The 21,609-nt window shown below is 64.2% G+C and carries 17 protein-coding genes; 15 read left to right on the top strand and 2 right to left on the bottom strand.

The window, feature by feature from the left end; genetic code table 11:
* The first annotated feature begins 8 nt into the window (after positions 1–8).
* The 10 genes from FPZ08_RS09140 to ftsA all read left to right on the top strand — a co-directional run bounded on the left by FPZ08_RS09140 (position 9) and on the right by ftsA (position 12,668).
* The gene (locus FPZ08_RS09140; protein WP_246132841.1) at positions 9–1,451 is read left to right on the top strand and encodes a UDP-N-acetylmuramoyl-L-alanyl-D-glutamate--2,6-diaminopimelate ligase; all 1,443 of its coding nucleotides are present in this window, start codon (positions 9–11) and stop codon (positions 1,449–1,451) included.
* A 157-nt stretch (positions 1,452–1,608) separates the two neighbouring features.
* Positions 1,609–3,000, top strand: a complete 1,392-nt coding sequence (locus FPZ08_RS09135; RefSeq protein WP_186767274.1) for a UDP-N-acetylmuramoyl-tripeptide--D-alanyl-D-alanine ligase — start codon at positions 1,609–1,611, stop codon at positions 2,998–3,000.
* Positions 3,001–3,027: 27 nt separating this feature from the next.
* Positions 3,028–4,113 (top strand): phospho-N-acetylmuramoyl-pentapeptide-transferase, encoded by a 1,086-nt coding sequence (mraY, locus tag FPZ08_RS09130; RefSeq protein WP_146289682.1) that lies wholly within the window; start codon positions 3,028–3,030, stop codon positions 4,111–4,113.
* Between the two features lie 430 nt (positions 4,114–4,543).
* Positions 4,544–5,380, top strand: a complete 837-nt coding sequence (locus FPZ08_RS09125; RefSeq protein ID WP_146289681.1) for a hypothetical protein — start codon at positions 4,544–4,546, stop codon at positions 5,378–5,380.
* Between the two features lie 141 nt (positions 5,381–5,521).
* Complete coding sequence (locus FPZ08_RS09120) at positions 5,522–6,691, top strand: FtsW/RodA/SpoVE family cell cycle protein (RefSeq protein ID WP_146293042.1); 1,170 nt, start codon at positions 5,522–5,524, stop codon at positions 6,689–6,691.
* Positions 6,688–7,800: an undecaprenyldiphospho-muramoylpentapeptide beta-N-acetylglucosaminyltransferase gene (gene murG, locus FPZ08_RS09115; RefSeq protein ID WP_146289680.1), complete on the top strand. Its 1,113-nt coding sequence runs from the start codon at positions 6,688–6,690 to the stop codon at positions 7,798–7,800. The genes FPZ08_RS09120 and murG overlap by 4 nt, the downstream gene beginning before the upstream one ends.
* Entirely contained in the window at positions 7,797–9,215 is a 1,419-nt protein-coding gene (gene murC, locus FPZ08_RS09110; protein WP_146289679.1) for a UDP-N-acetylmuramate--L-alanine ligase, read from the top strand. The genes murG and murC overlap by 4 nt, the downstream gene beginning before the upstream one ends.
* Before the next feature lie 239 nt (positions 9,216–9,454).
* Positions 9,455–10,375, top strand: a complete 921-nt coding sequence (locus FPZ08_RS09105; protein WP_146289678.1) for a D-alanine--D-alanine ligase — start codon at positions 9,455–9,457, stop codon at positions 10,373–10,375.
* A complete protein-coding gene (locus FPZ08_RS09100) occupies positions 10,363–11,358 on the top strand; it encodes a cell division protein FtsQ/DivIB (protein WP_146289677.1) in 996 nt (331 codons plus the stop codon). The genes FPZ08_RS09105 and FPZ08_RS09100 overlap by 13 nt, the downstream gene beginning before the upstream one ends.
* An 11-nt stretch (positions 11,359–11,369) precedes the next feature.
* Positions 11,370–12,668, top strand: a complete 1,299-nt coding sequence (gene ftsA / locus FPZ08_RS09095) for a cell division protein FtsA (RefSeq protein WP_246132840.1) — start codon at positions 11,370–11,372, stop codon at positions 12,666–12,668.
* Here ftsA and FPZ08_RS09090 read toward each other — a convergent pair whose 3' ends face one another.
* Entirely contained in the window at positions 12,669–13,691 is a 1,023-nt protein-coding gene (locus FPZ08_RS09090; protein ID WP_146289675.1) for a transporter substrate-binding domain-containing protein, read from the bottom strand.
* Positions 13,692–14,058: 367 nt separating this feature from the next.
* Here FPZ08_RS09090 and FPZ08_RS09085 point away from each other — a divergent pair, with 367 nt between their 5' ends.
* Positions 14,059–15,042 carry a magnesium transporter CorA family protein gene (locus tag FPZ08_RS09085; RefSeq protein WP_146289674.1) on the top strand — a complete coding sequence of 328 codons (984 nt, stop codon included), beginning with the start codon at positions 14,059–14,061 and terminating at the stop codon, positions 15,040–15,042.
* 217 nt (positions 15,043–15,259) lie between these two features.
* On the opposite strand, the gene FPZ08_RS09080 is transcribed toward FPZ08_RS09085, so the two are convergent.
* A complete protein-coding gene (locus FPZ08_RS09080; protein WP_146289673.1) occupies positions 15,260–15,721 on the bottom strand; it encodes a VOC family protein in 462 nt (153 codons plus the stop codon).
* Positions 15,722–15,964: 243 nt separating this feature from the next.
* Between FPZ08_RS09080 and ftsZ the strand changes: the two genes are divergently transcribed.
* The 4 genes from ftsZ to recN all read left to right on the top strand — a co-directional run bounded on the left by ftsZ (position 15,965) and on the right by recN (position 21,513).
* On the top strand, positions 15,965–17,632 hold the full coding sequence (ftsZ, locus tag FPZ08_RS09075) for a cell division protein FtsZ (RefSeq protein WP_146289672.1): 1,668 nt from the start codon (positions 15,965–15,967) through the stop codon (positions 17,630–17,632).
* A 111-nt stretch (positions 17,633–17,743) separates the two neighbouring features.
* The gene (gene lpxC / locus FPZ08_RS09070) at positions 17,744–18,700 is read left to right on the top strand and encodes a UDP-3-O-acyl-N-acetylglucosamine deacetylase (protein ID WP_146289671.1); all 957 of its coding nucleotides are present in this window, start codon (positions 17,744–17,746) and stop codon (positions 18,698–18,700) included.
* Positions 18,701–18,794: 94 nt separating this feature from the next.
* Positions 18,795–19,631 carry an outer membrane protein assembly factor BamD gene (locus FPZ08_RS09065; protein ID WP_246132839.1) on the top strand — a complete coding sequence of 279 codons (837 nt, stop codon included), beginning with the start codon at positions 18,795–18,797 and terminating at the stop codon, positions 19,629–19,631.
* Between the two features lie 211 nt (positions 19,632–19,842).
* Positions 19,843–21,513, top strand: coding sequence for a DNA repair protein RecN (gene recN, locus FPZ08_RS09060; protein WP_146289670.1), 1,671 nt, complete (start codon positions 19,843–19,845; stop codon positions 21,511–21,513).
* Positions 21,514–21,609 lie beyond the last annotated feature (96 nt).

The raw sequence follows: 21,609 nt of genomic DNA, 5'->3' as shown, positions 1-21,609 counted from the left end.
TCATCGCCGTGTCACTCAGCGTAACACAACTGCTCGAAGGCTCCGGCGCCCGTCCCAAGAAGGGTCTGGGTGCGGTCTTCGGCCTCAATTCCGATAGCCGGCGGATCGAGCCGGGCGACATCTTCTTCGCCCTGCCGGGCGCCAATGTGCATGGCAATCAGTTCGTGCCCGATGCGGTCAAGCGCGGGGCGCTGGCTGTCATCAGCGATACGGCACCGGTGGGCGATCCGGGCGTGCCCGTCATCATCGTCAAGGATGTGCGCGCCTCCTATGCCCGCGCCGCCTCGCGCATTTTCGAGCCGCAGCCGGAAATCACCGTCGCCGTCACCGGCACCAATGGCAAGACTTCGGTCGCCGCCTTCGTGCGCCAGATCTGGCACTATGCCGGCATTGCCGGCGCCAGCATCGGCACGCTGGGCGTCGACACGGCAACCCGCCATATCGATGGCAGCCTGACCACGCCGGATTCGCGCACGCTGCACCAGTCGATGCGGGCGCTGAAGGCGCAGGGCATCAACCATGTGGCGATGGAAGCCTCCAGCCACGGGCTCGACCAGCGCCGGCTCGACGGCATCCATTTCGAGGCCGTGGCCTTCACCAATCTCAGCCGCGACCATCTCGATTATCACGCCGACATGGACGCCTATCGCAATGCCAAGCTGCGGCTGTTCACCGACCTGCTGGTCGATGGCGGCGCGGCCATCGTCAATGTCGATGATCCCGAATACGAGCCCTTCATGTTCGCCGCCCTCGGAGCAAGCGCAACGCTGCTGACCGTGGGTCGCGAGGGCGCCTATATCGAAGTGCTCGATATCAAGCCGGAAGGCTACGGCCAGCGCGTCGAAGTGCGCCATGTCGGCGAGAAGATGAGTTTCCACCTGCCGCTGACCGGCGAATTCCAGGTGTCCAACGCTATTGTGGCGGCGGCCCTGGCCATGTCCAGCGGCGTCGACAAGGCGCAGGCCTTCCCCGCGCTGTCAGAGCTGGTCGGCGCCAAGGGACGGCTCGAACTGGTGGCCGAGCATAATGGCGCGGCCGTCTTCATCGACTATTCGCACACGCCCGACGCGCTCAAGACGGCGCTCGAAGCGCTGCGTCCCTATGCGACCAGCAAGCTGACCGTGGTGTTCGGTTGCGGCGGCGATCGCGACAAGGGCAAGCGCCCCCAAATGGGCGCAATCGCCAGCGAGCTTGCCGATGATGTCATCGTGACCGACGACAATCCGCGCACCGAGAATGCCGCCACCATCCGCGCGGAAATCCTCGCCGCAGCCAAGGGCGCCCGGGAAATCGGCGACCGCAAGACGGCGATAACGGAGGCGGTCAAGGGGCTCAAATCCGGCGACGTGCTGCTCGTTGCCGGCAAGGGCCACGAGGACTACCAGATCGTCGGCACGACAAAGACGCATTTCTCCGACCATGAAGTGGTGGCGGAGGCGATCAAGGGGTAGGGCAGATGCTGCCACATGCACCGCGCGACACCCTCCCCCTTGCGGGGAGGGCTGGGGAGGGGGGCTCCCACGCGCAGGGCATCGTGCCCAGCCGCCACCCCCTCCCAACCTCCCCCGTCGAGGGGGAGGTGCCGCATCCAGTGCGCGGAAACCATTGATGACCCAGCCCCTCTACACCATCGCCGATATCCTCGCCGCTACCGGCGGCACGACCTCGCTCGACCCGACCACGGCGATCAATTCCGTCTCCATCGACTCCCGCGAGCTCGGTCCCGATGCGCTGTTCGTGGCCATCAAGGGCGATCGTTTCGATGGGCATGATTTCGTGGACAAGGCGCTGGACAATGGCGCCGTCGCGGCTCTGGTCAGCCGCGGCGAAGGCGAACATCGCGTCGTCGTGCCCGATGCGCTCGAAGGCTTGCGCAACATTGCCCGCGCCGCCCGTGCTCGCAGCCGGGCGCTGGTGGTCGGCGTTACCGGCAGCGTCGGCAAGACCACGACCAAGGAGGCCATCCGCGTGGTGTTCGAGGCGGCAGGCCAGACCCATGCTTCGATCAAGAGCTTCAACAATCACTGGGGCGTGCCGCTGATGCTGGCGCGCCTGCCCGAGCGCGCGCAATTCGGCGTGTTCGAAATGGGCATGAGCGCGCCCGACGAAATCCGGCCGCTGGCGCAACTGGTGCGGCCGCATATCGCGGTCATCACCACGGTCGCGGCGGCGCATCTGGAAGCGTTTGGCTCGCTTGACGGCATCGCCCGCGCCAAGGCGGAAATCTTCGCCGGGCTCGAGCCCGGCGGCACGGCCGTGCTCAATGCCGACCACCCCCAGCTCGGTGTGCTGCTCGACGAGGCCAATGCGGCCGGCGTCAGCAATATCGTCACCTATGGCGAGGCGCGCGGCGCCGATTGGCGCATTCTCGATATCGAAACGGCGGCCGATCGCAGCTTTGCCACGGTGGAGCACAATGGCGAGCGCCATGCGCTGGTGCTCAATGTGCCCGGCCGCCACATGGTCGCCAATGCCACGGCGGCTTTGGCGGTGGCGCATCTGGCCGGCGTCGAACCCGAAGTGGCCTTGCGCGCACTGGCCGGCTTCGGCGCCCAGCCCGGCCGCGGACAGCGCCTGCTGCTCGGTCCGGCCGACAAGCCGCTGCTGCTGATCGATGAGAGCTACAATGCCAATACCGCCTCGATGACAGCGGCGCTCGACGTGTTCGCGGCGCAGACCGCGCCCGGTGGCCGCAAGCTGCTCATCCTGGGCGACATGCTCGAACTGGGGCCGCAATCGGCCGAGCTGCATGCGAGCCTTGCTCCGGATGTCATCGCCTCGGGCGCCGAGCGCATCTATCTGGTGGGCGCCAGCATGGCCGCCCTGGCCGGAGCCCTCGGCTCCAGCCGTGTGGCCGCCCATACACAGACGGCCGCCGAGATGGCGGAGATCGTGCTCAACGAGCTTGCCTATGGCGACGCTGTTATGGTCAAAGGATCGAACGGCGTGGGGCTGACTGGTATCGTCGACAAGGTCCGCAAACGGTTCGAAGACACCTGATCCCACCCAACGAGGACCCTTCGTTTCATGTTGTACTTTCTCGGCCAGCTGGGTGACGCGCTCACGGCCTTCAACGTCTTCCGCTACATCACCTTCCGCACCGCCGGGGCTGTGATCACCGCGCTGTTCTTCGTGTTCCTGTTCGGGCCGGGCATGATCGCCATGCTGCGCCTCAAGCAGGGGCGTGGCCAGCCGATCCGCGAAGACGGCCCGCAGACCCACCTGCTGACCAAGAAGGGCACGCCCACCATGGGCGGGCTGATGATCCTCTCCGGCGCGGTGTTTTCCACGCTGCTCTGGGCCAATCTGGGCAATGGCTATGTCTGGGTGGTGCTGTTCGTCACCATCGGCTTTGGCGCCATCGGCTTTTATGACGACTACCTCAAGGTCAAGCGCATGAGCCATGCCGGCTTTGGCAGCAAGCAGCGCCTGCTGCTCGAAGCGCTGATCGGCTGCATTGCTGCCTTTGCCACCTCGCAACTGGCGCAGGGCGCCTATGGCACCTCGCTGCTCTTCCCCTTCGTCAAGGATCTGGCCCTCAACCTGGGCTATTTCTACATCCTGTTCGGCGGCTTCGTCGTCGTGGCGGCGGGCAATTCGGTCAACCTTACCGATGGCCTCGATGGCCTGGCCATCGTGCCGGTCATGGTGGCGGCCGCCTGTTTCGCGCTGATCGCCTATCTGGTCGGCAGCGTCACCTTCTCGGACTACCTGTTCCTCAACTACGTGCCCGGCACGGCCGAGCTGTCGGTGGTCTGCGGCGCGCTGATCGGGGCAGGTCTCGGCTTCCTGTGGTTCAACGCGCCCCCGGCGCAGATCTTCATGGGCGATACCGGCTCGCTGGCTCTGGGCGGCGCACTGGGCTCTATCGCCGTCATCACCAAGCATGAAATCGTGCTGGCCATTATCGGGGGCCTGTTCGTGCTCGAGACCGTTTCGGTCATTGTCCAGGTCGCCTCGTTCCGCCTCACCGGCAAACGGGTGTTCCGCATGGCGCCGATCCACCACCATTTCGAGCATCTCGGCTGGACCGAGAGCCAGGTGGTGATCCGGTTCTGGATCATCTCCTTCGTGCTGGCGCTGATCGGGCTGAGCTCGCTGAAGCTGCGCTAGGCATCGCCAGGCGCCGATAAGGCGCGAAACCAACCAGTCGCCGCTCCCTGCCGAGGGGGCGGCGTTTCTGTTTGCGCGGCCATTGCCACGTCCTCCGCTTCCCCCGTCGGGGCAGGGACGGTTTGCAAGGCCGGCCTGTAGCCAACGCAATCCCCCCATTTCCGGGCCGTTCGACCCCTGCACCTTGCCGTGCAGGCCTTATGTTCCGATCGGATACTAAAATAATACAGAGTATTAAATGGCACTAAAGTATAATCTTACAGTCTAGATTTACTTGCATAGAGTCGATTTTATGAAATCGTTTTGAGCGATGAGTCGGACGTGAGTCTATGCATGGGCGCACAACTTTGTGTGCTTGTTCAGAGTGCGACGGCTTATGCCATGACGTAATTAATTCTTGTCTGGTACTTAAGTTTTCGGAGGAAAAATTATGCGACGCAACGTTCTTACGAGCCTGGCCGCGGTGATGCTTGCGGCTAGTGTATTTGCGCAGCCGGTGGCGGCGCAGAGCCTGTTGGGCATCCTCGGCGATGGCGATAGCGGAGCCCTCATCACTCTGGGTAGCGGCGAGGCCGGCAATTCCGGTGTCGTCAATCTCGGGCTCGGTGGCGGGGGCGGTAATGTCCTCGACGCCAATGTGCTGCCCAGCTCGGGCGGCAATGGCCTGGTCACGGCCAATGTCAGCAGCGGCGGCAGCAACGGCCTGCTCGACGTGAATGCCAATGTCGGCGGCGCGGTTGATGCCAATGTCAATGTCGGCGGCAGCAAGGGCCTGGTCGGCGTCGATATCAATGTCGGCGGCGGCGGTGGTGGTGGCGGCGGCGACAATGGCGGCGGCGGCGATAACGGCGGCGGCGGAAACGGCGGCAATGGTGGAAACGGTGGCAATGGCGGTAATGGTGGAAACGGCGGCAATGGCGGCGGCGGTAATGGTGGCAATGGTTTCGCCAGTAACGGCGGCTCCGGCACCGGCGGCGTAGCCTGCACCGGCTTCAACCCCAACCAGGCGTGGTCGCTGTTCGAGCGCACCTCGTTCTCGGGCTGGAACCGGGCCTCCAACATCGAGATCATCCCGGTGCAGCTTTGCCCGAGTGATCGCCAGCAACTGGCCCAGGCGCTGCGCAACCAGCAGAAGTTCAATCAGCTGCAATATGCCGTGCAGTCCGACGCGCTCGTGGCAGCGGCCCTCAGCCGCACCAGCTACGGTGCCAACCGGGTGCTGGGCGTCGATCGTTCCGGCTCGCGCCTGACCGTCTACGTCTACTGATCGGCAGTCCTCCTGCCTGGACGGCCCCGCCTTCGTGCGGGGCCGTTCTGTTTCGCAAATTGCATTTCGGATTCGGAAATCGGTAACCAACCGCCTGCTACAATTCAAATCGACTTGTATCGAGTAGCCGGCTTTCCCATGATGTTTTCCCGTGCCGAAAAGACGCCTTTGGCGGAGTGGTGGTGGTCGATAGACCGGGAACTGCTGGGGGCGCTGATCCTGCTGATGACCTGCGGCATGGTGCTGAGCTTCGCGGCCAGCCCGCCGGTGGCCGAGCGCCTCGGCCTGTCGCCATGGCATTTCATCATCCGCCACGCCATGTTCTGCGTGCCCGCGCTGGGCGTGATGATCGTCACCTCATTCCTCAGCCATCGCCAGGCGCGCATCTGGGCACTGGTGACGCTTGCCGTCAGCCTGCTGCTGCTCTGGGCGACCTTGCGCTTCGGCACCGAGGTCAAGGGCGCGCGGCGCTGGATTTCCTTTGCCGGCCAGTCCCTGCAGCCGTCCGAATTCGTCAAGCCGGCCTTTGCCGTGCTGGGCGCGTGGCTGTTCGCGGAATCGATGATCCACAAGAACGTGCCGGGCAAGATTCTCGCCACGCTGATCATGGCGGCCATTGTCGGCGGCTTGCTGCTGCAGCCCGATATCGGGCAGACGGCGCTGGTGCTCGGCACCTATGCCGTGCTGCTGTTCCTGTCAGGCATTTCCTGGTTCATCATCTTCGGGCTGGCCGGCGCCGCCGGAGCGCTGCTGTTCGGCGCCTATGCACTTTTCCCGCACGTGTCGCGGCGCATCGATACCTTCCTCAACCCGGAAGGGGGCGGCAATACCTACCAGATCGACCGCGCCCTGCAGTCGCTGCTCGAGGGTGGCTGGTTCGGTCGCGGCCCGGGTGAATCCATCGCCAAGAAGCTCATCCCCGACGCCCATGCCGACTATGTCTTCTCCGCCGCGGCCGGCGAATTTGGCATCCTGTTCTGCCTGGTGCTGGTGGCGCTGATCGCCTTCATCGTGCTGCGCGCCATGATGGGGGCGCAAAGGCAGACGAGCCTGTTTGCACGCCTGGCCGCTTCCACGCTGGCCATCCAGTTCGCCATGCAATCGGGCATCAACCTGGCCGTGAATCTCAATCTCATCCCACCCAAGGGCATGACGCTGCCCTTCGTTTCCTATGGCGGCACCTCGATGATCGCCATCGCCTTCGGCATGGGGCTGATGCTGGCCTTTACCCGCACCAAGCCGGAAGAGCGCATGACCACCGGCCTGCCCAGCTACAAGAGCGCCGTGGCGCCATTGGCGCCTGCCGAATGAAGACTTTCGTTCTCATGGCAGGTGGCACGGGCGGACATCTCTTTCCGGCCATGGCGCTGGCGCAGGAGCTGATCCGGCGCGGCCACAAGGTCGAGTTGATGACCGACCATCGGGTGGCGAGCTATGGCGGCGATTTCCCGGCCAGCCAGGTTCACATCGTGCCCTCGGCCACGCCTTCGCTGCGCAACCCGTTCAAATTCGTCACGGGCGGCTTCCGCATCCTGCGCGGCATTGCCGTGGCCTTTGGCAAGCTGAGCCGGATCAAGCCCGATGCGGTGATCGGCTTTGGCGGCTATCCCACGTTCCCGCCCTTCGTGGCGGCGAGCCTGCTCGGCATTCCCGGCATATTGCACGAGCAGAATGCCGTCATGGGCCGGGCCAACCGGGCGCTGGGCCGCTTTGCCGACATGCTGGCCATGAGCTTTTCGGAAACCCGCTTCGCCGATACGCTGAACCTCGAAAAGGTCGTGACCGGCAATCCGGTGCGCGACAGGGTGCGCGCCGTGGCCACCACGCCCTATCCGGCGTTGACGCCGGATGGCCCGATCAGGCTGGTGATCTTCGGCGGCAGCCAGGGTGCCAGGGCCGTGAGCGAAATCGTGCCGTCCGCCATGGCGCTGCTGCCCGACAGCCTGCGGCCCCGGCTGCGCATCGTGCAGCAATGCCGGGCCGATGACCTCGACCAGGTGGCCGAGACCTATCGGCAGGCCAAGATCAATGTCGAGCTGGCGGCCTTCTTTACCGACCTGCCCGAGCGCATTGCCGGCAGCCATCTGGTCATCGGCCGCTCGGGCGCCTCGACCATTGCCGAGCTCACCGTGCTGGGCCGCCCGTCCATCCTCATTCCGCTGCCCGGCTCGCTCGATGCCGATCAGAAGAACAATGCGCTGGTGGTGGAAGCGGCCGGCGGTGGCTGGATCGCCGAACAGGCCACGCTTTCACCGCAATCGCTTGCCACTCGCCTGGCGACGCTGCTCACCGACCCCGCGACGCTCACCCAGGCCGCTGATGCGGCCCGCGCGCTGGGCCAGCCGCGCGCCGTCGAGAAGCTGGCAGACCTGGCCGAGATGCTTTCCGGCAAGAATATCGAAGTGGACCCACGCTCATGAACATGCCGGAAACCCTCGGCCCGGTGCATTTTGTTGGCATTGGCGGCATCGGCATGAGTGGCATTGCCGAAATCCTGCACAACCAGGGCTATATCGTGCAGGGCTCGGACGCCGCGGCCAATCCCAATGTACAGCGCCTGCGCGACATGGGCATCACCATCCATATCGGCCAGTCGGCCGACAATCTGGGTGAAGCCGAAGTCGTGGTGATCTCCTCGGCCATCAAGAAGGACAATCCTGAATTGATGGCCGCGCGCGCCCGGGCTTTGCCGGTGGTGCGCCGCGCCGAAATGCTGGCCGAGATCATGCGCTTCAAGAATGCCATCGCCATTGGCGGTACGCATGGCAAGACCACCACGACGACGTTGGTGGCGACGCTGCTCGATGCGGGCGAGCTCGACCCCACCGTCATCAATGGCGGCATCATCAACGCCTATGGCACCAATGCGCGGCTGGGCGGCGGCGACTGGATGGTGGTGGAGGCCGACGAGAGCGACGGCACTTTCGTCAAGCTCCCCGCCGACGTAGCCGTGGTCACCAATATCGATCCGGAACATCTCGACCACTATCACGACTTCGACGGCGTCAAGCGCGCCTTCCGCCAGTTCGTGGAGAATGTGCCCTTTTACGGCTTTGCCGTGATGTGCCTCGATCATCCCGTGGTGCAGGCGCTGGTTGGCGAGATCCAGGATCGCCGGGTCATCACCTATGGTACCAACCCGCAGGCCGATGTGCGGCTGGTCGAACTCACCACCGTCAATGGCGTCAGTCATTTCTCGGTGGAAATCCGCGACCGCATCCGCCAGACGCAGTTGCGCATCGACGGGCTCGAATTGCCGATGCCGGGTGAGCACAATGCACTCAATGCCACCGCCGCCATCGCCGTGGCCGACCAGTTGCGCGTGCCGGCCGATGCGATCCGCAAGGGGCTCAAAGGCTTTTCCGGCGTCAAGCGCCGCTTCACCCGCACCGGCGAAGTGGGCGGCATCACCATCATCGACGATTACGGTCATCACCCGGTCGAGATCGCCTCGGCTTTGCGCGCGGCGCGTCAATCGACAAGGCGCGATGTCATCGCCGTGGTGCAGCCGCATCGCTATAGCCGCCTGCATGACCTGTTCGACGATTTCGCCGCCTGCTTCAACGATGCCGATACGGTCATCGTGGCCCCGATCTATGCCGCCGGCGAGCAGCCTATTGCCGGGGTGACCCATGAGGAACTGGTGCATCGCATCATTGCCCTCGGTCACCGCGATGCCCGCGTGCTCGACAAGCCGGAAGACCTGGCAAGGCTCATCGCCGGCCGTGCCGAGGATGGCGACTATGTCGTCTGCCTGGGCGCCGGCAACATCACCCAGTGGGCCGCAGCCCTGCCGGGTGAACTCGGGGCGCTGATCGGCAAGGATGTGACGTGAGCGTGGCTGACTGCGGCATCACCCCCTCCCTAGCTTCGCTACGGGCTTGCAGCCCGAGCTCCGCTACCCTCCCCTCAAGGGGGAGGGTGGTATCGCGGGTGTGGCACGATCTGCCCATCTCCACCGGCCTCACCCTCCCCCCTTGAGGCGAGGGTAGCGCAGCTAAGGCCCGTGGGCCGTAGCGAAGCTAGGGAGGGGGTTTCTTCCCGGATGCGCTTAACCCACAAGAGGACCTACCCATGACCAAGCATGTCGCCGTCCTCATGGGCGGGTGGTCCAATGAGCGGCCGGTTTCGCTCAGCAGCGGGGCGCAGTGTGCGGCGGCCCTGCGGCGCGCCGGCTACCAGGTGAGCGAGGTCGATGTCGGGCGCGATATCGCCAATGTCCTGCTCGAGCTCAAGCCCGATGTGGCCTTCAATGCGCTGCATGGCCCGTTCGGGGAAAGCGGCATGATCCAGGGTGTGCTGGAACTGCTGCAAATCCCCTATACCCATTCGGGCGTGCTGGCCTCGGCGCTGGCCATGGACAAGCACCAGGCCAAGACCATGCTCAAGGCCGCCGGCATTCCGGTGACCGATCACGTCATCGTGTCGCGGCCCGAAGCGGCGCGCAGCCATGTCATGGCGCCGCCCTATGTCATCAAGCCGATCGCCGAGGGCTCCAGTTTCGGCGTGTTCATCGTCAAAACAGGCACCAGCCATCCGCCGCAGGAAATCCTGCGCGAAGACTGGAATTGCGGCGAAGAGATCATGGTCGAGCGCTACATTCCGGGACGGGAACTCACCTGCGCCGTGATGGGCGACGTGGCGCTTGGCGTCACCGAGATCGTCACCGATCTGAGCTTTTACAATTACGAGGCCAAATACGCTAAAGGCGGATCGGTCCACATTATTCCGGCGCAGCTTCAACCTAAAATTTACGACAAAGTGCAAAAACTGAGCCTGGCCGCGCATGCGGCTCTCGGTTGCCGGGGCGTGACGCGGTGCGATTTCCGCTTCAACGACGCTGCCGGTCCCGATGGGGAATTGGTCTGCCTTGAGATCAACACCCAGCCGGGCATGACCGCGACGTCGCTGGTGCCCGAGCAGGCCGTGCATGCCGGGCATTCCTACGAAGAGCTGGTCGCCTGGATGGTGGAGGACGCGAGTTGCAACAGGTAAAGAGCGAGACCTTTCTCGCCGGCGCAAGGGTGGTCGATCCCCGCGCATTGCCTGTTCCCGTACGCTCGCCGCGGCGCAGGCTCGCCAACAATCTCGGCCGCGCCTGGGTGCTGCATCGCAAGGCCATTATGCGCGGCGTGGCGGTTGCGGCCCTGCTGAGCGCCGCCATCGCCATTTATGAATTGCGCGAGCCCATCGGCATTGGCGCCATCGCACTGGGTGATGTGGCGCAGGGGCGCTTCGCCGCCGCCGGCCTCGCCATTGGCGAAATTTCCATTTCCGGCCAGACGCTGACCGGCGAACAGGCCATTTTCGATGCGCTCGGCATCGAGCCGCATACCTCCACGGTCAGCTTCGATGTCGAGGCCGCCCGCCAGCGCATCGCGGAATTGCCGGCCGTTGCCGGTGTCACCGTGCGCAAGACCTATCCCGGCGACGTCATCGTAACGGTAACCGAAAAGCTACCGGTTGCCCGCTGGCGGGTCGATGGCATCACCTTCGTGGTCGATGGCGCGGGCGAGCAGATCGGCGAGGATCACGGCGCCTATGGCGACCTGCCGCTGGTCGTCGGCGACGGCGCTAATGACGATGCCATGGTGATGATCCGCGCCCTCGATCTGCATCCGGCGCTGCAGGATGGGCTGGTCGCGCTGTCGCGCATTGCCGACCGCCGCTGGGACCTGATCTACGATACCGGGTTGCGGGTGCAATTGCCCGAACTGGGCGTGGCCCGTGCGCTGCGCAATCTTGAATCCTATCAGGCCAAATTCCAGTTGCTGGATCGCGACGTGACCGTCATCGACATGCGCGTCGATACTTTGGTCGCCGTGCGCCCCACCAAGACCGACGAGGAACTGGCGGCCGAGGAAAAGGCGCGCAAGGCCGCCATTGCCGAACGCGCCCGCTCGGCCCAGCCCTATCCGCTGCCGCCGCGCAACCTGCCATCGACCACGTTTCCCCAACCGACGACACTTCCGCAATGATGACCGATGCCATGACCTCCCGGCTTCGCCCTGTCCAGCCCGGCAAGACCACGCTGGTCGCCGTGCTCGATATCGGCTCCACCAAGATCTGCTGCGTCATCGCGCGCCTCACCCCGCGTCCCGAGGGCAGGGCGCTCAGGGGGCGCTCGCATCAGGCCGAGGTGATCGGCTTCGGCTATGGCCCGTCTTCGGGGGTCAAGAGCGGCGTCGTCACCGATATCGAAAAGGCCGAGCAGGCCATCCGCTCCGTGGTCGGCATGGCCGAGCGCGCCGCGGGGCTGACGCTCGAAACCGTCATCGTCAATGTCACGGCCGGGCGCCTGGGCTCGGAGACCTTTTCCGCCGCCGTCTCGCTCGATGGCCAGGAAGTGGAAAAGGGCGACATCCATCGCGTGCTGCGCGCGGTCAACGAGCGCTCGGTGCGGCCGGAGCGTTCCATCATCCACGCGTTACCGATCGGTTACGCGATTGACGGGCAGAAGGGCATCCGCGATCCTAAGGGCATGGTCGGCGACAAGCTCGGCGTCGATGTCGCCGTGGTCAGCTCGGAAACCCTGGCCATGCGCAATCTCGAACTGGTGCTGCATCGCTGCCACCTGCAGATCGAAGCGCTGATCGCCACGCCCTATGCCTCGGGCCTTGCCGTGCTGGTCGATGACGAAGCCCAGCTCGGCGTCGCCTGCATCGACTTCGGCGGCGCGACCACCACCGTATCCGTCTTCAACGACGGTCATCTGGTCTATGCCGATGCCATCGCCATTGGCGGCCATCACCTGACGCTCGATATCGCCCGCCAGCTTTCGGTCAGCGTGGCCGATGCCGAACGCCTCAAGACCTTCTATGGCTCGGTGCTGCCCGGCCAGGCCGATGAGCGTGACCTCATCCCGATCCAGCCCGTCGGCGCCAGCCATGACGAGGCGCCGGGGCAGGTGGCCCGTTCCGTGCTCACCCGCATCATGCGGCCGCGCATTGAGGAAATCCTCACCGCTATCCGCGACCGCATGCAGGCTACCGGCATGATGGATGTCTGCGGCCGCCGCTTCGTGCTCACGGGTGGCGCCAGCGAAATGACCGGCCTACCGGAAGTCGCCCGGCGTATCCTGGCCCGCAATGTGCGCAATGGCCGCCCCATGGGCATTGCCGGCCTGCCCGAAATGGCCAAGGGCGCCGCCTTTGCCAGCGTCGCCGGCATGCTGATCTATCCCCAGGTCTGCGCCCAGGAATATGCCGAGCCGCGCGGCAGCCGCAAACTCACCGGCACCGACGGCTATTTCGCCCGCGTCGGCAACTGGCTGCGCACCAGCTTCTAGCTAGGGCATGTCGCCGAAATAGCGCTCCCTTATATCGGCAACCGCGCCGCTCTCGGTCGCGCCCACCACCTCCACCGTCAACGGCCGGCTCAGCGGTCTGCCATGGGGCAGGCCGAAGGCATATTTGTCGGGCTCGAAAATGGCCCCGACGACAGCGACCGGCACCGAGGGATTGTTGTAGGCATAGAATTCCAGGACGGGTGCATCGCCGACAATGGCGAGGACACGTCCCTTGACCAGGGCATCGACCGCTTCCTCGATATGGGCGAAGGACCGGATATCCAGGCCGGCGCCGGCAGCATAGCGCTCCGCCACCGAACCGCTGAAGACGCCGACCGGCCGCCCCGGCAGGTCGGCGACGCTGTTGATCTGGTTGGTCAGCGTCAGGGTGGTCATGACGCTGGTGACCGAGGAGGTGACATAGGCCAGCACCGCCACGCCGCAGACCAGCCATAGCCCCTGCCAGATGCGGCCCATCCAGCCGAACAGGTTCTTGCGCGACGGTGGCTTGCCGGTCGTGGCCACCGACATGACCGTATAGAAGCTTTCGGCGACGCCATCGTGCCAGCGCTGCGGGAAGTTCTTGTCAAAGCGCCGGTCGAAGATGGTCAGCAGGATGGTTGCCAGCACGATGATGCCGATGATCCAGCCATAGGCGGTCAGGTGTCCCGAGGCCTGCAGGCCCGCCAGCACGTCCCAGAAACTGGAGCTGCGATTTTCCTGCACCATCACGCGCAATCCGGCATCGAACCAGGGATGGGTGAAATCGAGCACTTCGGCGCGGTCGCGGGTGACCGTGAGATTGGTCACGGCGGCATCGACGCTGCCATCGGCGGTGGCCGCGACGAGATCGGCATATGTATCGAATTCGATATAGCTGCTGGTCAGGTCCAGCGGCTGGGTGACCTGCTCCCAGAGGTCGATGGCCATGCCGGAGAAACCGCCGGCATCCTCCATGACGAAAGGCGGGCTGACATAGACCCCGACAGTCACCGCCTGCGATCTCGGTTGCGCCAGCGCCATCGGCCTGTTGCCCCTGGGCCCCCGTCGCGGCAAAAAAGCCCAGTGCAAGCCCCATAGCGATCAGCAGGCGTCGACCCAATTTCATGCTGAACACCTCCCATGTCGTTCATATGGCAGGTAGTTTTTATGCCCGAGGCGAATGATGCAACCCACAGGGGCGAAACTGGCCGCGCACGCGCTTCCAGCGGTTGACTCCGGCAGGCGCCGGGCGCAACAGAGGCGTGTTGACGGCTTGGCCGTTTCAAAAATCGAGAAACACCATGAATCCCGACAGTCGAAGTTCGACGTCGCCCTTTTTCGCTGCCCACCGACACTGACGGCAACCCTGTGAGGCGGCCGCGTGCGGTCTATGCCCAGGAGTTTGCCCATGCTGCGCAGCTATCAGAATAATCTTGCCCGGCTCGTTGAAGTCCCCGCTGCCGAATTGAGCAGCGCCACCAATCTGGTGTGGCTGGACCTGCTCCATCCCACGCCCGAGGAAGAAAAGCTGGTCAACGACCTGCTGGCGATCGAAATCCCCACCAAGGCCGAGATGGAGGAAATCGAGCTGTCCTCGCGCCTCTATACCGAGGACGGCGCCGAGTTCATGACCATGACGGCGCTGTCGGGGCTCGATACCGAAGAGCCGATCAAGACAGCGATCACCTTCATTCTCAAGGGCAATACGCTGGTCAGCGTACGCTTTGCCGATCCCCGGCCGTTCACCGCCTATACGATGCGGGCGATGAAGCCGAAAAGCGTGGTCTGCAAGAGCGGGGCGGAAGTGTTCCTGGGTCTGCTGGAAGCCATGACTGACCGCACGGCCGATGCGCTGGAGCGGCTGGGCAATGAAATCGACCAGATTTCCCGCGACGTGTTCCGCAAGAAAAGCTCCACCGCCGAGAAATTCCAGCAGGATCTGCGCTCCATCATCGAGCAGATCGGCGGCAAGGCCGAATTGCTGACCATGGTGCAGGAAAGCCTGGTCAGCGTGTCGCGCCTCACCGCCTATCACGGCGCCTCCAATGAGGGGGCGACTAAGGCGGCACGCGAGGCGCGGCAATTGTCCAAGCTGATCCAGCGCGATGCGCTGTCATTGGGCGAGCATGCCCGCACGCTCTCCACCAAGATCAATTTCCTGCTTGATGCCACGCTGGGGCTAATCAATCTGGAGCAGAACCAGATCATCAAGATTTTCTCGGTCGTGGCGGTGGTGCTGCTGCCGCCGACGCTGATCGGCTCGGTCTATGGCATGAACTTCGACATCATGCCCGAGCTGCACTGGGATTTCGGCTATCCCTTTTCGCTGGGGCTGATGATCGCCTCGGCCGTGCTACCCTTCCTCTATTTCAAGCGGCGCGGCTGGCTGTAGCTGCGAGGGGGCGTGCCGCCTCTCCTTCGCAAGTGAACTAGGATTTTTCCGCCTGTCCCGTGTCTGTGGCCCACCCCCACCCTTGATCCCTCCCCACAAGGGGGAGGGAGACGATGAACACGGGCTTCGGAGCTGGCGCCTCCCTCCCCTCGATGGGGAGGGAATGAGGGTGGGGTGACGGGGGAGCCACAGACTGAACTCCTCGCGGACGAGAGGCTCAACCGCCCGCATAGGCTTTCTGCAAGCCCGCCACGTCCAGCTTGCGCATCTGCAGCATGGCCTGCATGGCGCGGTTGGCGCCCACAGGGTCCTTGCCATAGACGGTGTCGAACATCTGCTTGGGCACCACCTGCCAGGACAGGCCGAAGCGGTCCTTGCACCAGCCGCACATGCTTTCCTCGCCGCCTTCGCCGACCAACTTGTTCCAGAAATAGTCCACCTCGGCCTGGTCGGCGCAGTCGATGGAAAAACTCACCGCTTCGTTGAACTTGAATTGCGGGCCGCCATTGAGCAGCAGGAATTTGTGGCCTTCCAGTTCGATCACTGCGGTAAAGGCCGGGCCCTTGGGGTCCTGGCGCACCACTTCGTGCACCTTCGCGTTCCGGAAGGTCTCGGTATAGAACTTGATGGCGTCGTCGATGCGGTTGTCGAACCACAGGCAGGGCATGATCTTGGTCATTTTTCATTCTCCTCGATAGGCGCCGGAGCCTTTGTCCAGAACCAATATGTTATATTGCTAATTGGTTATATATGCGGTGTCAACAGGCCTAAGGCGGGTTTTCGCGTGGTTAACGGACCCTCAATGCGTAACCGGGGAGTGTCGCAAATTGCGTTCACGTTAACACCGGTGAGACAATTGTTAGGGGCCGGTTAACGTTTGGGAGGGTAAATCTTTACCAATCACGCCACTATGGGGCCTTCCATGACGATCAACCTCACCATCCCGGATATCCAGGAACTCAAGCCCCGCATTACCGTGTTCGGCACGGGCGGCGCCGGCGGCAATGCCGTCAACAACATGATTGAATCCGGGCTCGACGGTGTCGATTTCGTCGTCGCCAATACCGATGCCCAGGCTCTGGCCTTGTCCAAGGCGCAGCGGATCATCCAGCTCGGCGTCGGTGTTACCGAAGGCCTGGGCGCCGGTTCGCACCCCGAAGTGGGTCGTGCGGCGGCCGAGGAAAGCTGGGACGAGATCAATGATCACCTCAGCGGTTCGCATATGGTGTTCATCACCGCCGGCATGGGCGGCGGTACCGGCACCGGCGCGGCGCCCGTCGTGGCCCGTGCGGCCCGCGAGCAGGGCATCCTGACCGTCGGCGTCGTCACCAAGCCGTTCAATTTCGAAGGCAATCGCCGGGCGCGTCTGGCCGAAGACGGCATCGATGAGCTGCATCGCCATGTCGATACGCTGATCGTCATTCCGAACCAGAACCTGTTCCGCGTCGCCAACGAGAAGACCACCTTCGCCGATGCCTTCGCCATGGCTGACCAGGTGTTGTTCTCGGGTGTTGCGTGCATTACCGATCTCATGGTCAAGGAAGGCCTGATCAACCTCGATTTTGCCGACGTGCGCGCCGTGATGCGCGGCATGGGCAAGGCGATGATGGGCACCGGCGAGGCTTCGGGCGAAGATCGTGCCCGCCACGCCGCCGAAGCCGCCATTGCCAATCCGCTGCTCGACGATGTGTCGATGCAGGGCGCGCGCGGCCTGCTGATCTCCATCACCGGCGGTCCGGACCTGACGCTATATGAAGTCGACGAAGCGGCCAGCCGCATCCGCGAGGAAGTCGACACCGATTGCAACATCATCCTGGGCGCCACCTACGATCCCGGCCTCACCGGCACGCTGCGCGTCTCGGTCGTTGCCACCGGCACCGATGCCACCATGGTCCAGGCGCTGGAGCCGGCCAAGCCGCATGCTTCGCGCACGCCGCTCGAAGTGCGCCGCCATGTGCCGGTCGAGCCGACCCGTGTTTCCGCCGAACGCGCCGCTTTGGCGACGCCCGCTCCGGCGCAGGCCATCGAGCATCAGGTCGAGGCCGCCGTGGCCGAAGCCTTCAGCATGTCGGCTCCGGCGCCCGCGCCCTATGACATGGAAGACGATGGCGTTTTCGTCGAGCCCTATATCCCGGCCGCCGAAAGCGTGCAGGAGGCCGATGAGGCGCCCGCCATGGCCGACGAGCCGGTGCCCAGCGTCTATGTGCCGTCCCATGCCGCACGCCCCGAGGGCCAGCGCCGCATGCCGCGCACCGAGGAACTGCCAATTGTTGCGAGGCGGTCACAGGAGCAGCAGGAACGTCAGGACGCCGAGCCGCGCAATGCGCGCGCGCTGTTCAAGAAACTGGCCTCCAATGTCGGCCTCAACCTGGGCCAGCCGCAGGCACCGGTCCGCGAAGAAGCGCCCTATTCGGCTGCCGATGATGCTGCCGCCCGCAGCGCCATTGAGGCAGGCGGCGCAAGGACTTCGCGGGTTGCCCCCGCCGTCGAGGGTGCCCGTGGCTTGTCCGATGCCCATGGCCGCCAGCCGGCACCGGCACCGCAGAAGGACAGCCTCGAAATTCCGGCCTTCCTGCGCAAGCACGGTTAACGGCCGGTTCGTAAATTCCAGAGAACATTGCTCGGCGCGGCTTTCGCGCCGAGTTTTTTTAGCTAACACAACTTTCGGGCGTTCGGGCTTGGGGTCGGAGTTATTTCGCGTATGAACAAATTGTCCACGCGCCAGCGTACCCTCGCGGCCGCGACCAGCTTTTCCGGATACGGTGTCCATAGTGCCCAGCCGGTGACCCTGACCATCAGCCCAGGCGCTCCCGATAGCGGAATCACCATCTGCCGTCTCAAGAGCGATGGCACCACGACTGCCCCGGTTCCCGTGCATTTTTCGCGCGTCACGCGCACCACGCTCTGCACCACGCTCGATCTGGGCGACAGCGTCAGCGTCGCCACGGTGGAGCATGTCATGTCGGCTCTGTCGGGTCTGGGGGTCGATAATGCCCTCATTACCGTCGATGGCGGCGAATGCCCGATTCTGGATGGCAGCGCGCGGCCCTTTGCCGAAGCGATTCTGCAGGTCGGGCTCGAAATCCAGCCGGCGCAGCGCAAATTCCTCAAGATCATGCGCGCCGTCACCGTGCGCAACAATGATGCCTTTGCCGCGCTCGAACCCTATAATGGCCGCGCGCTCGACCTCGAGATCGACTTCGACTCCAAGGTCATCGGCCGCCAGCGCATGATTTTCGACTGGACGCCGCGCCGCTATTTCGAAGACGTGTCTGCCGCCCGCACCTTCGGTTTCGTGCGCGATGCCAAGATCCTGCGCCAGGCCGGCTATGCGCTGGGCTCCAGCCTCGACAATTCCATCACCGTGCATGAGGACCGCATCCTCAATCCGGGCGGGCTGCGCTACGAAGACGAATTCGTGCGCCACAAGCTGCTCGATGCCATCGGCGATCTGTCGCTCGGCGGCCTGCCGATCTGGGGCCGTTTCCGCTCCTACAAGGGCGGGCACGCGCTCAATGCGCATGTGCTGACCGGTCTCTTTTCCAGCGAAGCCAATTATGAGATAGTCGGCGCCGAAGACCTGCCGCTCGAATTCGAGGCGTTCGATGATCAGCCCGAGGGGTTGGCGGTCAATCACTATCTGCGGTCCGTACGCTGATCCCCGATGGGGCCGGCGCGCGGCGCCACAGTTTTGATCCATTTGCTAACTACGCCGCAGGCAAGCGGTTTTCGTTATAAGGACGGGGCAGTTCGTGACAGTTGACGCTATTGGTGGTCTCACCGGCCGTACCGCCCGGTTTCTCACGGTTGCCCTGCTGGCCGTAATGCTTGCTGGCTGCAGCATGTTCGGCCCGCAGAAGATCAAGGAAGAGCCGATCATTCCGGCTGCCTCGCTGTATCAGAAGGCGCTGGACGACATGGATCGCCAGTATTACGCCACGGCCATCAAGTCGCTGGAACAGCTCGACCGCCAGCATCCGCGCGATCCGCTGGTGGAAAAATCCAAGCTGATGCAGGTCTATGCCAACTATCGCGGCGGCAAGCTTGACGAGGCCATCCTGGCGGCCGACCGCTATATGGCGCTCTATGCCAACAAGCCCGATGCGGCCTATGTGCTCTATCTCAAGGGCAATTCCTATTTCGCCCAGATCAAGGATATCACCCGCGATCAGCAGCTCTCGGCCGATGCGATCGAGACCTACAACTTGGTGATCTCGAACTATCCCAAATCCGAATATGCCGAGGATGCGCGCGAAAAGCTGCTCGTGGCCTTCGACCAGCTTGCCGGCAAGGAAATGTCGGTCGGCCGCTACTATCTCGGCAATGGCCAGTATACCGCCGCCATCAACCGCTTCCGCGTCGTGGTGGAAACCTGGCAGACCTCGACCCATGTCGAGGAGGCCCTGTTCCGCCTGACTGAGGGCTATCTGCTGCTCGGCCTGACCAACGAAGCCTCGACCGCCGCGGCCGTGCTGGGCCACAACTATCCGTCTAGCACCTGGTACAAGCAAGCCTATGACCTGCTGGCCAAGCAGGGCCTGGCCCCCGCCATCAACAGCGGAAGCTGGATGGCCGGCCTGCGGAACTAACGCTTCCGAAGGAATTTGTTGCTAGTTTGTTCCGGGGCGCTAATATGCGCCCCGGTTCGTTTTTGGGAGACATCCATCCCCCGTGTCATTCCCGCGAAGGCGGGAATCCATTCTTCTCCGCGGATAAGGTGGATTCCCGCCTTCGCGGGAATGACGCAGTGGTGGTAAATGGATGCTCATCCAACTTGGTTGATCTGGGAATAGTCCGCGCATGCTGAACGCGCTTTCGGTTCGCAACATCGTTCTCATCGACCAGCTCGATCTGGCGCTTGATGGCGGCATGACGGTTCTCACCGGCGAGACCGGCGCCGGCAAATCCATCCTGCTCGATGCCCTTACCCTGGCCCTGGGGGGCAGGGGCGATGCCTCGCTGGTGCGCAGCGGGCAGGAGAGCGGGCAGGTGGTTGCCGTGCTGCAACTCTCCGCCGACCATCCGGCCCGCGCCGCCCTGCGCGACAATGCCATCCCTGACGACGAGGACGTCATCCTGCGCCGCGTGCAGTTCGCCGATGGCCGCACCCGCGCCTTCATCAACGACCAGCCGGTTTCCGCTGCCCTGCTGCAGAAGGTGGGCAGCCAGATCGTCGAAATCCACGGCCAGCATGACGATCGGGCTTTGGTCGATGTCGCCACCCATCGCGCCGCGCTCGACGCCTTCGGCGAACTCGAAGCAGCTGCCGCCAGGGTCAGCGATGCCTGGCAGGACCTTACCGATGCACAGGATGCCGTGGTGGCGCAGAAGGCTCTCGTGGCCCAGGCCTTGGCAGCCGAGGACTACGCCCGCCACACGGTGGATGAGCTGTCCAAGCTCAAGCCCGTGGCCGGCGAGGAAGAAGAGCTGGCCGAGCGCCGCCAGCATTTGCAGCAGGTCGAGCGCTCCGCCTCCGACGTCATCGAGATCGATGAGATGCTCAATGGCCCATCGGCGCCCGCGCCGGCTCTGGCCAGCCTGATGCGCCGGCTGATGCGCAAGATCGATGGCGGGCAGGCTTTGTTCCAGCCCATCGTCGATACACTCGATGCCTCGCTGGTGGCGCTCGATCGCACCGGCGATGCGCTCGAGGAGCTCAAGCGCGAAATGGCCTATGATCCGGCCGAGCTGGAAAGCGTCGAGGAGCGCCTTTTCGCCCTGCGCGCCGCTGCCCGCAAGCACCAGACCTCCTGCGATGGCCTTATCGACGTGCTGGCAAAATACAGCGCCGACCTCGACACATTGCAAAGCGGGGAAACCCGCCTCGTCGCCCTCGAAGCCGCCGAAGCCAGGGCGCTGGAAACTTATCGCAAGTTGGCCGAAACGCTCAGCGCCGGCCGCGCCAAGGCCGCTGCCGCGCTCGGCAAGGCGGTCGGCGTGGAATTGCCCGATCTCAAGCTGGGCTCGGCAAAATTCATCGTCGATCACCAGGTCGACAAGGCCCGCATTGCTGCCTCCGGCTTCGACCAGATCGCCTTCCACGTACAGACTAATCCCGGCACGGCGGCCGGCCCCTTGCTCAAGGTCGCCTCGGGCGGCGAACTCAGCCGGTTCCTCCTCGCCCTCAAGGTGGTGCTGGCCGATCGCGGTTCGGCCCCGGTGCTGATCTTCGACGAAATCGACACCGGCGTCGGCGGTGCCGTGGCCGATGCCATCGGCCGCCGCCTGTCCCGGCTGGCCGGCAAGGTGCAGGTCCTCGCCGTCACCCATGCGCCGCAGGTGGCCGCACGGGCGCAGCGGCATCTGCTCATCGAAAAGCAGGCCGTCAGCGAAGGCGCCTTCATGCGCACCCATGTGAAGCCGCTGGACGTGCCTGCGCGGCAGGAGGAAGTCGCCCGCATGCTGGCCGGGGCGAAGGTCACCGACGAGGCGCGCGCGGCCGCAAGCAAATTGCTGAGCGAAGTCGGGTAGGGCGCTTGCCGAACGTCATTCCCGCGCAGGCGGGAATCCCCTAATGTTCCCGTCGAGATATCAGTAGTCCTCATGGTGAGCCCGTCGAACCACGAG

Origin of the sequence: Devosia ginsengisoli (assembly GCF_007859655.1) — a bacterium.
GTDB classification, from domain to species: domain Bacteria; phylum Pseudomonadota; class Alphaproteobacteria; order Rhizobiales; family Devosiaceae; genus Devosia; species Devosia ginsengisoli.
This window is presented reverse-complemented; position numbering and strand designations above follow the sequence as displayed.

Excerpts from the sequence above, each read along its gene's own strand:
- FPZ08_RS09135 (WP_186767274.1), top strand. The coding sequence starts at position 1,609 with ATGACCCAGCCCCTCTACACCATCGCCGATATCCTCGCCGCTACCGGC.
- mraY (WP_146289682.1), top strand. The coding sequence starts at position 3,028 with ATGTTGTACTTTCTCGGCCAGCTGGGTGACGCGCTCACGGCCTTCAAC.
- FPZ08_RS09125 (WP_146289681.1), top strand. The coding sequence starts at position 4,544 with ATGCGACGCAACGTTCTTACGAGCCTGGCCGCGGTGATGCTTGCGGCT.
- FPZ08_RS09120 (WP_146293042.1), top strand. The coding sequence starts at position 5,522 with ATGTTTTCCCGTGCCGAAAAGACGCCTTTGGCGGAGTGGTGGTGGTCG.
- murG (WP_146289680.1), top strand. The coding sequence starts at position 6,688 with ATGAAGACTTTCGTTCTCATGGCAGGTGGCACGGGCGGACATCTCTTT.
- murC (WP_146289679.1), top strand. The coding sequence starts at position 7,797 with ATGAACATGCCGGAAACCCTCGGCCCGGTGCATTTTGTTGGCATTGGC.
- FPZ08_RS09105 (WP_146289678.1), top strand. The coding sequence starts at position 9,455 with ATGACCAAGCATGTCGCCGTCCTCATGGGCGGGTGGTCCAATGAGCGG.
- ftsA (WP_246132840.1), top strand. The coding sequence starts at position 11,370 with ATGACCTCCCGGCTTCGCCCTGTCCAGCCCGGCAAGACCACGCTGGTC.
- FPZ08_RS09090 (WP_146289675.1), bottom strand. The coding sequence starts at position 13,691 with ATGGCGCTGGCGCAACCGAGATCGCAGGCGGTGACTGTCGGGGTCTAT.
- FPZ08_RS09085 (WP_146289674.1), top strand. The coding sequence starts at position 14,059 with ATGCTGCGCAGCTATCAGAATAATCTTGCCCGGCTCGTTGAAGTCCCC.
- FPZ08_RS09080 (WP_146289673.1), bottom strand. The coding sequence starts at position 15,721 with ATGACCAAGATCATGCCCTGCCTGTGGTTCGACAACCGCATCGACGAC.
- ftsZ (WP_146289672.1), top strand. The coding sequence starts at position 15,965 with ATGACGATCAACCTCACCATCCCGGATATCCAGGAACTCAAGCCCCGC.
- lpxC (WP_146289671.1), top strand. The coding sequence starts at position 17,744 with ATGAACAAATTGTCCACGCGCCAGCGTACCCTCGCGGCCGCGACCAGC.
- recN (WP_146289670.1), top strand. The coding sequence starts at position 19,843 with ATGCTGAACGCGCTTTCGGTTCGCAACATCGTTCTCATCGACCAGCTC.